This window comes from Dermabacter sp. Marseille-Q3180 (assembly GCF_940792985.1).
In the GTDB taxonomy this organism is placed as follows: Bacteria; Actinomycetota; Actinomycetes; order Actinomycetales; family Dermabacteraceae; genus Dermabacter; species Dermabacter vaginalis.
In genome coordinates this window covers 1,299,733-1,312,015 of record NZ_CALNWU010000001.1, presented here as the reverse complement: position 1 = coordinate 1,312,015, position 12,283 = coordinate 1,299,733, and the positions used below count along the sequence as shown (strand labels likewise).

Below are 12,283 nucleotides of genomic sequence, written 5' to 3'. Positions count from 1 at the left end.
CTCTTACTCTCCTTTGAGATGCTTCGGTCGAATCACATCGATGTCGACCTTCGTGGAACTTCCCTCGACCGCGCCATCAAACCGCAGCTGCCACACCGCCCAATCCTCCTGATCAGGCCGTTGGTGCTCCGAGAAAAGCCAGTCTGGCCGGCCATCAGCGTGCGGAAGGTCGTAGTGCTGGCGCCACTCTTTACTCGAGTACACCACGAGCTTGCGCCCCCAGGCTTTCTCCACCGCGTTCACGAAGGCCTCGACCTCGGCATTGGCGTGCTCAGCCTCGGGGCGCTTTTCGCACGCGCCATCAAATTCGAGGTCGAGGGCGGGTGGAAGCGCACCCGAATCCGGTGGGGCTACCTGCAAGAAATCGCGTGCCTGTTGCGCTCCGGGGGAGCACAGCGTGAAGTAGTGGTACGCCCCCGGCGTGATGCCGGCCTGCCAGGCGCCCTTCCAATTCGCGGCAAAATTCGGATCCGTGTATCCCGAGCCTTCGGTCGCTTTGATATACGCGAAGCTCACACCTGCATCGGCAACATCGCCCCAGTTAATCGTCTTTTGATGCGAAGAAACATCGATGCCGAGGCTCTCCCCTTCGGTGAGCTCAACGCCGCGCGGCAAGTTCGAAAGTGCGGGCGCATTGGCGGGGGTTTCGGGGATCGTCATCACTCGTGCCTTGGCGGAGGTGGGCGCGGCGGCGGGGTTCGCGCGTGATTCCGACGGCTGCCCGGCCGCGATGGTGTTCACGAGCGTGACAATCGAGACGAGCGCGAAGCACACGGCGAAGATGACGACGATCGCTTTGTATTGGCGCCGATAGATGTCGGCGCGAGAAAAGCGAGGCATACGGAAAGTGTAGTGGGACAGCGCACACGAAGGTGGGTATGACGCTCGGTGAGCAGGCGTCGGGCATGCCCCTGTAGCGTGGTGGTGTGTGCTCCCAGTTTCCGCCCCTCACGACCCAGTTTGCGCGCGAGTTTCCAGGCCTCGTGCGCGAGTGTGCCCCCGACATTCCCACCGATACGCGCGTAGCGGCGGTGAATGCCCCGCTTGCGCGAGAGCTCGGGAGTGACCCCGGGGAGGAAACCGAGGCGGTCGAGGGACTCGTTCGCGACTTGGCGAACGCGACAAGCGCGCATGCGATGGCATATTCGGGCCACCAGTTCGGCACGTTTTCCCCCGTTCTCGGCGACGGCCGCGCCCACCTCGTGGGCGAGTTGACCGTTGGCGATGCACTCGTGGATGTGCACCTCAAAGGCAGTGGGCGCACGCCCTTCTCGCGCCCGGGCTCCGATGGCAAGGCACCGCTCAGTGCGATGTATCGCGAATACCTCGTCTCGGAGGCGCTTCATGCCCTCGGCATTCCCACGAGCCGCACTCTCGCGGTTCTCGAGACGGGGGAGCGGATCAGGCGCCGAGCCCCCGAGCCGGAACCCGCGGGGATTCTCTTGCGTACGGCGGCGAGCCACGTGCGGGTAGGGACCTTCCAATTCGCAAGGATCGCTGCTGACCAGGGCGCGATCGAGCCGGATACGCGAGAAAGGCTCGTGCGGAGCACGCTCGAGCGGCACTACCCCGCTTGGGATGAGGGGCCCGACGCCTCCACGGCCCCCGCCCTTGCTCTTCTTCGCGGTGTCGCTTCGCGCCAAGCGCGACTCGTGGCGCAGTGGATGGGCGTGGGGTTCGTGCACGGCGTGCTCAACACCGACAACGTGAGCGTTGCCGGCGAATCGATCGACTTCGGGCCGTGCGCCTTCCTCGACCGGTACGAGAGCGGCGCGTGTTTCAGTTCGATCGACACGGGTGGCCGGTACGCGTACGGGCAGCAGCCGGCCATCACGCAGTGGAATATGGCGAGATTCGCCGAGTCCCTCCTCGATTTGCTCGATCCCGATCCCGAAACCGCGATCGAGCAGGCTAGCACCGTGCTGAGGGAGTTTGAGCAGGAGTACCGTGCGGCCTTCACACGCGTGTTCGCGAGGAAACTGGGGATCGGTGCCACACCGGGAGCGGGCGTAGAGCAGTTCATCGCGCATACCCTCGACGCACTCGAGCGCGAAGAGCAGGATTTCACCCTGTTCTTCAGGGCCCTCACCGACGATGCGGAACGTGAAGGGGAATTCGCTGCGGGAAGTGAGTGGCAAGTGGAACTCGAGGAGCACCGCGCACGCGCGGGCACGAGCCCCGAGCACGCGGCAACACTCATGCGGGAAGCGAACCCGATCTACATTCCCCGTAACCACCATGTCGAGAAGGCACTGCGCGACATTGAGCGGGGCAATGCCGCCACATTCGAACGGCTCCTCGCGGCGATCCGCAACCCCTTTACGCGCGTGGACGGCTTAGACGATCTCGAATCTCCACCGCCGAATGCGCGCTTCTTCACGAGCTTTTGTGGAACGTAAGCGGCGAGGGCGAACGTACGCTCAGCCGCCGAGCTCGAACTCGAAGCGTTCGAGAGGCATGCTGCCGGCGCTCTCGAGCGATTTCACGCGGTCGCTCGTGCCATCACGCTTATCGAAGGCGATCGCGAGCGGGCGAGCTTCAACGCGAGCCGAGTCAATGAAGCCCTCAATGGTCGTAGCCTCGCCGTGCACCCCCTCGATCTCAATCGCACCGTAGCCCTCGCGAGAGAGCTCGCTTGCGACCACCACGAGCTGCTTGAGAGCCGCGAGATACGAGCTCGGGGGGAGACCCTCGTGGTGAACATTCGGCAAATGCCGCACGAACAGCATCGCCGCGGTGCGGGGATTGCCCGTCGAGAGAAGGAACAGCATGTGGTCGATCTGGTGGCTGAGGTGCATGGGCGAGGACATGATGAGCGGATACGTGAATTCCGCGAGAGCCGCAGCCTCGGGAAGCCTCCCGGCGCGCGCAAAAGCTAGAAGCGCTTCCGACGCGATCGACTGTGGCTCCTCCGCACACACGTAGCCCTGATCGAGAATCTCGTCTACGAGGCGAAGAGCCGCCTCATCGTCGTCCATTTCCCACAGAATCGTGGCCTCCTGTGCCCGTGCGCACGCATCGCAGTTGGAGTATTCGTCGGGTGGGGAAGCCTTGATGCGGGCGAGCACCTCTCGCGCCTCATCGTTTCTGCCCGTTTCGAGAGCCAGTGAGAGCTCGGCCCACAGGATTCCCGCTTCGCCCGCGCCTTCGCGGCGGTAGGCGGCGCGCATCATGTCGAGCGCGGAGCGCACCTGGGCGAGCGAGTACTGCGGGTAGCTGAGAAGCATCACCGTGAGCCACTTGTACCACCACAGGAGGTCAACGTCCGGCTGAGCTTCGAGAGGCCGTGTGGGGTAGCGAGCCGGATCGGAGTCATGCATGTGCGCGCACCACAGGAACAGCGTGAGTTGCTCCGTAGCTTCGGCGGCCTGAAAGGCGAAACCCACAAGACGCATGCGGATCTCGTACAAAGCGCGTTTATCGCCAGACTCTTCCGCGAGGCGCTCGGCGCGTTTGCCGATGTCCCAGCGTTCCCGGTGCGGCATGGGCGCATCGGAATCGAAGCGGCGCGTGAGGCTTTCGAAAGTTTCGGCTTCGCTCATCGAGACCCCGGCGCGCCCTTCCACCACGTATCGGTGATCGTGACGGGGGTCGTGCGCTTGTGCCGCGAAGAAAGGTAGCGGCGCTCGATATTCTCGGCGGCGGCTACGGGGATCTCGCGGCCCTCGAGGTAATCGTCGATGTCGTCGTAGCTCACGCCGAGCTCGTCCTCATCAGTGCGGCCCGGATTGCCATCAAGGAGGTCGGCAGTGGGAACCTTCCGCCATAGCGGCTCCGGTGCGCCGAGATGCTCGAGGAGCGAGCGGATCTGGCGCTTGTTGAGGCCGAAAAGCGGGAGGATGTCGGCACCGCCATCGCCGAATTTCGTGAAGAACCCGACCGTGGATTCCGCGCCGTGATCCGTGCCGATTACGAGAAGTCCCTCGTCGCCGCCAATTGCGTACTGGGCGACCATGCGCAGGCGCGCCTTGATGTTGCCCGCATTGAAGTCGCTCGTCTCGTGGCCCGCCGCCGAAGTGAACTCGCTGCGAAGCGAATCCGTAGCGCCCTTAATGTTGATGGTCATTTCTCGGTCCGCACCGATCCAGTCCATCGCCGCTGCCGCATCGGCTTCATCGTGTTGGACACCGTGGGGGAGGCGAACCGCGACGAAGCTGGCATCGCCGCCCTGCGAGCGCACCTTCTCGACCGCGAGCTGCGCAAGACGGCCCGCGAGGGTTGAATCCACACCCCCGCTGATGCCGAGCACGAAGCCGTTCGTGCCGGTCGCGTGCAGGTATTCGGTGAGGAAGGCTACGCGGCGCTCAATTTCCACCGCGGGCTCGATATGGGGCTTCACGCCCATCTCGCTGATGATCGTGTGTTGAAGTTCGCGCATGATCCCAGCCTAACTTTCGTGACCGTCACCCGGCTCGAGAAAATCCTCGACCGAGATATCGCGCCGCATGAGGTTCGTGGAGAGCGCGAGCATGTCCGAAAGCGATTCGTTGAGGATTGCGCGATCCGCGGGCCTCAGCGGGTTGTGTCCCGCGAGCATCGCCTGCACGTACATCAGCCGCAGCGTTCGCGAGGCCACGACCTGATCATCCGTGTCGATGCCGGCGAGCATCTTCACGAGGGAGCTGTTCCAGTTGAGCACGAGCGTGGCGAGGGTGGGAAGGCCCGGCTCGGAGTTTTCCGACGCTTGCTCGGGGCTTGGCGCCGCCGTGACTTCACGCATGAGATCACCCCAGAATCCGCTTGTGGATTCCTCGAGGCGCTTGAGCTCCATGCTTCGCAAAACGTTGGGGTCGACGACGTAGAGGGCGGGGACATCTTCGGGCGTGAAAGCGCGCACCTGGACGTCGCAGTCGAGCCCGAAAAGCGCGGTTTCCGCGAGGGCCCGCACGCGTTCTGCGCCCTCGGCATCGGCGCCGAGCACGGCGCCGAATTGTGCGATCACATCGCCGAGCGTGATGGGGTTGGCGCTCGCGGAGGGGAGGGCCTCCCCAAGCATCCGCATGAGGTCCTTTTCGTACACGTAGCCCGCGTTGACAACGATCTGGTCGCTTGGAATCACGCCCGCGAGCTGGCGGAACTCTTCGGTTGTTTCCGCATAGCGCACGCGGGGGTTCGCCGCGACAATCTCGCTCACGAGCATGCGTCCCTGGTTCGTTTCAAACGTGAAATGGGGAAGCACGATGCGCGCGAGTTCGGCGTCGTGAACTGCGAGGGAGCGCAATGCGAGGTCGTGTATCGCAAGGAAGCGCTGGAGGCCGCGCGGATCGTTTTCGGCGAGGGAGAGAATCCATGCGCGCAGGCTCGAGGCGATCGCGCGCTTCGTGACTGCGAGCGCCTCGTCGTTGACGAAGTTTTCGCGCGAGGCGGTGGGGGTGAGACCCGTGGAATCGAGAACGACCCTTACGAAGAACGCCCATTCGGGGAGCAGATCGGGAACGGACTCGGAAACGAGGAGGCCACCCATGTAAGCGCGCGTGGTTTGCTTCGCACCTGGGGAGGGCGAGGCTGGAAGTACGAAAGCGGTTCCCCGCGTGCCCGTTTCGGGAACGGAAATGTCGATCATGTCGAGCGGCGGGGCACCGAGCAGTTCTGCGCCGTATTCGGCGAGGTGCTCGAGATCCCGCTCGAGGGCCCATGCGTGGAGGTCCTCGATGCTGCCCTCCTCCAGAGTGCCTGTTTCCGAGGGGAGAACACTCGGCGAGAGGTGGCGCGTGAAGAACGGCGTGCGGTTCACGAATCGTTCGGTCCCGCGCGGACCGCACACCTCGAGTGTGACGGGCAGAAACTCCGCGTACAAAGTCGCGAGCTCCCACACGCGCGCGTACATCGTGAGTTCGCGTGACTCGGGGCGAGGCGTGAGACGCACTCGAGTGCCAACCTTGATGCCCTCACCGGAGGTGCCTTCGAGTGGCTCGAGCGTGAATGTGCCATCACTGCGACCCACCCAGCGACTCGCCTCACCACCCGCGGCGGGACGGGTTTCCACGATGATCTCGTCGCTCACCATGAAACAGCTCAGCAGACCGATGCCGAACTGGCCGAGGCGATCCGTGCGAGGCAGATCGAAGATATCTCGCTTGCTCGATTGGCCGACCGTCGAGAGGAGTTCCGCCATGTCCTCGCGGTACATTCCCGCGCCGTTATCGGTGACAACGAGCTCGCTCGATTCCGGGCCAACGGGCGTGATGCGGATGAGGGCATCATCGGGTGCGAGCGTGCCCTGCTCGATGCTGGTCATGATCGCATCGCGCGCGTTCTGAATCAGCTCGCGAAGAAACACACTCGGGCGCGAGTAGATATGCGTACTCAGAAGCTCAACGACCGCGTGAAGGTTGACCTGAAACGGTTGGGAAGGAAGCGTCATGCTTCGATCCTACGGAACCAGGTGAGCCCTGGCGGGCGTCGGACCCCGATTGTGAATAACTCGCGCCCGGTGCTACTCAGGCTTCCTGCTCCGGAGCCGGAAAGTCGGTGCCTTCCTCTCCCCGAGGAGCTTCGGCGTCCTCCGGTTCCTCCGCACGTTCTGAGGGACCGTCGGGATCTGCTGCTCCTTCGGAGCCTTCCGCCGTCTCAGCCGCGGACCCATCCTCGCGCTCAGCGCTCTCGACGCGGTCATGGATCTTCTCCTTGAGCTTCTCGACCCGGCGTTTCGCGCGGACGCCCAACACGAGCATCACCGCCGCTACCGCCGCGTACGCGACCATGACCCAGATGACGTGCGCGAAGTTGATGTCTCCGCCCGCAATCGCCACCCGGAGCGCGTTCACGACGGACGTGAATGGCAAGTACGGGCTAATCATCTGGAAGAACTTCGGGGTCGTCTCGATCGGGTACGTAGCGCCCGCCGACGCGAGCTGAAGCACCGTGAAGATGAGCGACATGAAGCGCCCCACGGGGCCGAAGCACGCGACGAGTGCCTGGTTGAGGGCCATGAACGTCAGCGAGGCGATGAACGAAATGAGGAACGCCTGGCCGAGACGCACCATGTCGATGCCCACGAGGAAGTGCACGGTTGAGACCATGAGCACCGACTGGAGCAGGCTCACGAACGCGCTCGGAAGGTAGCTCGCGAGGGCGACCATCGCCGCGGGCATGTTGCTGCCCACGCGGCGACCGCTCAGGGCCGGGAACACGAGGAAGAACGCGAGCGCGCCGATCCACAGCGAAAGCGTCATGAAGTACGGGCCAAGACCGTAGCCGTAGCTTTCAACCTCGTGCAGGCGGTGCTTCGAGAGGTCTACCTGCTGAGAGGCAACGCTCGCGAGATGATCCTCCTCTGACGAGGAGTAATTCGGCACTTGCTCGACGCCATCGGCAAGGCCGTCGTGGAGCTCGTTCGCGCCGTCCTTGAGTTCACTGAGGCCGCCACCGAGTTTGCGCGCACCGTCGTTCAGGTCGCCGAGGCCACCGTTGAGCTTGACCGCACCGTCGTTGAGCTTGATGGCGCCATCCTGGAGCTTCACGGCGCCGTCGTTGAGCTTGCCGATACCGCCGTCGAGCTTCACGGCACCGTCCTGAAGCTTGCCCGCACCGTCCGTGAGGTCGCTCGTTCCGCTCGCGAGACGCTGGGCCCCGTCGTTGAGCTTGCCGCTTGCGGCATCGAGCTGCGAGGCGCCATCCGCGAGGGTTGAGGCACCCGCGAGTGCGGTTCCCGTGCCGTCCTTGAGCTGGCTCGTGCCACTCGCCAAACGGCCCGTGCCGCCCGTGAGGTCGCTGGCACCATTCGAAAGCTTGCCGAGCCCGTCGTCGAGTGTGTTCGCGCCGGTCGCGAGCTGGTTGATGCCATCCACAAGCTCGGTCGATTTCGCGTCGAGTTTGCCAACACCGTCGTCGAGCCGCTTGAACTTGTCCGCGACTTCCCGCGACTTTGCAGCCGCGTGGTCGAACAGCGCGGGCAGCTCGTTGACCTTGTTGTCGAGAGCGTGCGCGGCCACATCGAGCGGAACGATGATCTTGAGGTCGAGGTCGCTTACGCCCGCGTTGATTTTCCGAGAACGCTCGGCGATTTGATCGGCGCCGTCCTTGAGGCCGTCGATCGTTTGCTTTTGCTGTTCGGGGCTCATTTCGTCCCAGTGCGCTTGGATATCCGCGAGCGATTCCGCGTAGTCCTCGGTGCCTTCGACATCTTCGACCGTGAGCTTTTTGAGTTCAACGGCCTCATCGTGCGCACCGCGCGTCTTGTCCTTGACCTTGTGCAAGTCGTCCACGATCTCCGGACCGCGGTCGCTCAGGTCCTCCATACGTTCGGCGATGAGCTCGGAGCCGTCGGCGAGGGCCGCCGAGCCCTTCTTGAGCTCCGCGACCGCTCCCGGGAGGATCGAGGTTTTCGAGTTTAGTTCGTTGAGGCCTTCGGCAAGTTTCGCGGAGCCACCCTGCGCGTCCGTGAGCCCGTCGCGCAAGCGGATGGCGCCGTCATTGACTTGCGTTGCGCCGTCGTTCAGCTGGCCGGCGGCCGAATTAAGACGACCTACGCCGTTCGCGAGATCACCCGCGCCGGAGGCGGCGCGTCCCGTCGCGTCCTTGAGCTGCGTGGTGCCGTTCGCGAGATCGCCCGCGCCGTTCGCGAGCGTGACGGTGCCGTCCTTGAGGTCACCGAGGCCCACGACGAGCTTGCCGGAGCCATCCTTTGCGGTTGCGGTGCCGTCGGCCAGCTGAGCCGTGCCATCCTTTGCGGCGGCCGTGCCGTCCACGAGCTGACCCGAGCCGTCTTTCGCGGTTGCGGTGCCGTCGGCGAGCTTGTCGGCGCCGTCTTTCGCGTCGGAAGAACCGTCAACGAGTTGGCCCGCGCCATCCTCGGCTTCCGAGAGCGAGTCGTGCATGTCGTTGAAGCCCGCGTAGATGTTGTGCAGGTATTCGTCGCTCACCTTTTCGTTGAGCGAGTCGGTGACCTTCGTGAGGATGCTTTGGGCGAGATTGCCCGAGATCATGTTCTTCGCATCATTGGTCGTGATCGAGAGCTGAGCTTTGACTGCCGTCGAGGGGTCGTCGTTTCCGACCGAGGCGACATTGCTGCTGAAGTTTTCGGGGATCCGCAAAATCGCGTAGATCTCGCCGTCCTGGAGCGCCTTGTTGGCGCGCGACTCGGACATTTCCGTCCAGTCGAGGTTGTTGTTCGCGGTCGAATCGAGGAGTTCGTCGGTGAGCTCGTCGCCGAGATCGAGATCGGGGTCGGTGTTGCCCTTATCGAGGTTGACGACGGCGGCGGGCACCTGGTGGAGCCTGTTGATGGGGTCGACGTTCGACCACGTGAGAAGCGCCGCGTACACGAGCGGAACGAGCGAAACGCCGATCACGAGGATCATGACGCGAATGATGGAGAGGCTGTTGCCTGAGTTGCGAAGGCGGCGCGCGACGGAGTTGGCCTTAGCCTTGCGCGAGGCTTCCCTGGTGGCTTGTGACATGAAACGTTCTCCTTAGGCGGCCTTGAGGCCGGTCGCGGCCGCGAGGAAGTCGGTTGTCGTTTCGACCATCGCGGTGACCGGGAGGTCATCGCGGAGGTCCTTTGTTGCTTGCGAGATGAGACCCGCCGAGAGGAATTCGGCGTAGCGTGCGGCGCGGGGGCCCGTGAGGCGGGTGAGCGCGTCACGCAGCGTGGCGAAGCCGAGCATACGCCCCGCGAGGAATCGCGTGAGTTCGCTTTCGGCGGCACGCCCGCTCGGGCCGTCAAGAACCGCGAGGTAGAACGCGCGGTTTTCGCTCAGGTGCGTGAAGAGCGCCGTGAGGCTTTCGGCCGCAAAGCGGGTCCAGTTGTCGGGGAAGTCGGTGGGGCTTGTGGGCTCCGTGGGGTCCGACGCCTGCTGGGGGAGCATCGCGAAAACCTCTTCGAGGCGTTCCATGGCCGCCGCATGCATGAGCGTGGGGATGTCTCCGAAGTGCTGGTAGAACGTGGGGCGGCTCGCGCCGGCGCGTCGTACGAGTTCGGAGACGCTCGGTGGCTGCGGGTTGTCGTCGAGGGCGTCGATCATGACGCGAATGAGCGATTCGCGTGATTTTTGGGCACGCGGATCGATCGGGAGTTCCTCGTCGCGATGGACGAGGGCGCGCCTGGCGGCGTACAGGACAGACATGGGGCCTCGACTCTGCTCTTATTTACAGGTGTCAGTCTTTTCGACCGGATCAAAAGTAGACCAGTGATTTACAGATGTAAAGAGGTGTCGCTTACGTCTGTAAGAAATGTGGCATACCTCGCGTTCAGTCGCTATCTGCCACGGACGGTAACAAACGTTGTTATTTTGAAAAGCACTCCCCTCACCGCTGATCCCCGCCCCCTAGGACCCCCCATGCCCAGAACCAGCAAGAAAGAGTTTGCTCTGAAGGTCGCTTACCACCTCGTCACCGAGTGCGGTGGCGTCGAGGGACTCACGTTCGATTCGCTCGCGGAAGCAACCGGGATGTCGAAATCCGGCCTCATTTATCACTTCCCTTCGCGCCACGACCTCCTCATCGAGCTTCACCGGTACGCCGCGCACCTGTGGGAGCGCGAGCTTGTTCGCGTAAGCGGCGGCAAAGCCCCCGAGGACCTCACGCCGGCACAGCGCGAGCGCGCGCTCGTCAGTGCGCTCGAGCGCGAAGAGCCACTCGCCGAGATTCTTCTCAACATTCAGGCGCTCAGCCACCGTGACTATGAGAGGGCCTGGGATGACATTGACGAGCGCTGGCTTCTCAACCCGAGTGAAAATGTGGAGAGTGATGAGGATCTCGAGCGCCTCGAGGATCACGTTCTGAGTGCGGGGCTGTGGGTATACAACCACCTCAGCGGACGCCCGATTTCCGAAGCCAACAGGGCAAAGCTCGTCGCGCGCCTCGTGGCGCGTGCCGAGGCGCGCGAGCAGCGCGCTTAATCGCCTTTGGGTACCGCCCTGATCGCGCCGGCGATCTGGGCACTCAGTTCGACCTGCCCTTGCTCCATCTCGATGCTCATGAGGCCTGTCGAGTCAAGCCTCTCGAGAATCGTGAGGTGCGCCCCGGGTGCGAGGCCACGCTTCGCGCAGTAGCGCAGGATGTCCGGGTTTTCGTCGGAGACCCGCGAAACAACGAGCCTTTGCCCCTCCACGCAGCGAGCGAGAGGGACCCCCGGTGACGGTGCCTCGTGAATATCGCACGGGATGGGGTCTCCGTGCGGATCGACCGCGGGGTGCCCGAGGAGATCGTCCATGCGTGCGATGAGCCTGTCGCTCGTCGCGTGTTCGAGCCGGTCCGCTTCTTCGTGCACTTCGTCCCACGCGAATCCGAGGTGTTCTACGAGGAAAGTCTCCAGAATGCGGTGGCGTCGCACGACCTCGCGGGCGATTTTCTCGCCCTCGCTCGTGAGGGTGATCGCGCCGTAGGGGCGATAGTTGAGGAGGCCGTCGCCCGCGAGGCGTTTGAGTTGCGCGGAAACGGTCGAGAGCGAGACGCCGAGTGCGGAAGCAATCGCACTCGTCGCGGGGGCGTGCCCGTCGTCTGGCCATTCGGTTGCCTTCCAGATAACAGCGAGGTAGTCCTCGGTGACCCTGGTCGGTTCCGGCGTGGCTTTCATGGGGATGGGCCTCTCATGCGCGGGCAGCGAAGGGCCCTTCGGCCCGCTTCAAGAATCGCCCGCGAGATAGGGCCCGTCAAATTGTTTGGACGTCCTCACTTTCGGTTTCCTCTAGACACACCACTCACGGGCGCGAAAGTGTGGGAAAACGTGGACATCTTCGCAATCCTTCTTGTGGGTATCGGCCTTGCCGCCGATGCCTTCGCCGCCGCACTTACGCAGGGCGTCCAGATGCGGCAACTCTCCTACCGGGCCGCGGTGCTCATCGCGGTCGTGTTTGGCGCATTCCAGGGGCTCATGCCCGTACTCGGGTGGGCTCTCGCGTCGCAGTTCTCGCAGATTCTCGCGCCCGTCGACCACTGGATCGCCTTCGCGCTGCTCGCGCTTCCCGGCGGCCTCATGATCCGCGAGGCCTTTGCCCCCGAGGATGTTCGCGAACAGCGTGAGGATGCGGGTTTCGACCTCAAGAAGATTCTCGTGTTGGGAATTGGCACGAGCATTGACGCCGCCGCGATCGGGGTGTCGTTTGCGATGCTCGCCGTGAACATCGTTCAGGCCGCGCTCGTGATTGCCGCCGTCACCTTCGTGATGTCCTTCCTCGCGGTCATCATTGGTCACCGGGTCGGCGCCCGCTTCCGCAAGCCCGCAGAAATCGGCGGCGGCGTGGTGCTCATTGCCCTCGGCCTCAAGATCCTCATCGAACACCTCGCGGCGTGAGTTTCCGCTAGCGCTGATGCACGTTCAATTTGGATGGTTTTATCCTGA

General features: G+C 63.8%; 10 protein-coding genes. 3 read left to right on the top strand and 7 right to left on the bottom strand.

Translation table 11 applies throughout. The features are described from left to right. Positions 1-3 precede the first annotated feature (3 nt). The gene (locus NBW56_RS05855; protein ID WP_250258388.1) at positions 4-840 is read right to left on the bottom strand and encodes a glycoside hydrolase family 25 protein; all 837 of its coding nucleotides are present in this window, start codon (positions 838-840) and stop codon (positions 4-6) included. 86 nt (positions 841-926) lie between these two features. Between NBW56_RS05855 and NBW56_RS05850 the strand changes: the two genes are divergently transcribed. Beyond that, complete coding sequence (locus NBW56_RS05850) at positions 927-2,399, top strand: protein adenylyltransferase SelO (RefSeq protein ID WP_250258387.1); 1,473 nt, start codon at positions 927-929, stop codon at positions 2,397-2,399. Positions 2,400-2,420: 21 nt separating this feature from the next. Here the strand turns inward: NBW56_RS05850 and NBW56_RS05845 are convergent, their stop codons facing one another. The 5 genes from NBW56_RS05845 to NBW56_RS05825 all read right to left on the bottom strand — a co-directional run bounded on the left by NBW56_RS05845 (position 2,421) and on the right by NBW56_RS05825 (position 10,067). Next, positions 2,421-3,542, bottom strand: a complete 1,122-nt coding sequence (locus tag NBW56_RS05845; RefSeq protein WP_250258386.1) for a hypothetical protein — start codon at positions 3,540-3,542, stop codon at positions 2,421-2,423. Then, the gene (gene nadE, locus NBW56_RS05840; protein ID WP_065248607.1) at positions 3,539-4,378 is read right to left on the bottom strand and encodes an NAD(+) synthase; all 840 of its coding nucleotides are present in this window, start codon (positions 4,376-4,378) and stop codon (positions 3,539-3,541) included. The genes NBW56_RS05845 and nadE overlap by 4 nt, the downstream gene beginning before the upstream one ends. Positions 4,379-4,387: 9 nt before the next feature. Continuing rightward, the gene (locus NBW56_RS05835) at positions 4,388-6,364 is read right to left on the bottom strand and encodes an HSP90 family protein (protein WP_250258385.1); all 1,977 of its coding nucleotides are present in this window, start codon (positions 6,362-6,364) and stop codon (positions 4,388-4,390) included. Positions 6,365-6,440: 76 nt separating this feature from the next. Further along, the gene (locus NBW56_RS05830; RefSeq protein ID WP_250258384.1) at positions 6,441-9,401 is read right to left on the bottom strand and encodes a YhgE/Pip domain-containing protein; all 2,961 of its coding nucleotides are present in this window, start codon (positions 9,399-9,401) and stop codon (positions 6,441-6,443) included. Positions 9,402-9,413: 12 nt separating this feature from the next. Further along, positions 9,414-10,067: a TetR/AcrR family transcriptional regulator gene (locus tag NBW56_RS05825; RefSeq protein WP_239379032.1), complete on the bottom strand. Its 654-nt coding sequence runs from the start codon at positions 10,065-10,067 to the stop codon at positions 9,414-9,416. A gap of 213 nt (positions 10,068-10,280) precedes the next feature. On the opposite strand from NBW56_RS05825, the gene NBW56_RS05820 reads away from it, so the two are divergent. Next, positions 10,281-10,841 (top strand): TetR/AcrR family transcriptional regulator, encoded by a 561-nt coding sequence (locus NBW56_RS05820; RefSeq protein ID WP_250258383.1) that lies wholly within the window; start codon positions 10,281-10,283, stop codon positions 10,839-10,841. Here NBW56_RS05820 and NBW56_RS05815 read toward each other — a convergent pair. Beyond that, positions 10,838-11,518 (bottom strand): metal-dependent transcriptional regulator, encoded by a 681-nt coding sequence (locus tag NBW56_RS05815; protein WP_250258382.1) that lies wholly within the window; start codon positions 11,516-11,518, stop codon positions 10,838-10,840. The genes NBW56_RS05820 and NBW56_RS05815 overlap by 4 nt on opposite strands. Before the next feature lie 150 nt (positions 11,519-11,668). On the opposite strand from NBW56_RS05815, the gene NBW56_RS05810 reads away from it, so the two are divergent. Continuing rightward, positions 11,669-12,235: a manganese efflux pump MntP gene (locus NBW56_RS05810; protein ID WP_250258381.1), complete on the top strand. Its 567-nt coding sequence runs from the start codon at positions 11,669-11,671 to the stop codon at positions 12,233-12,235. The last annotated feature ends 48 nt before the right edge of the window (positions 12,236-12,283 follow it).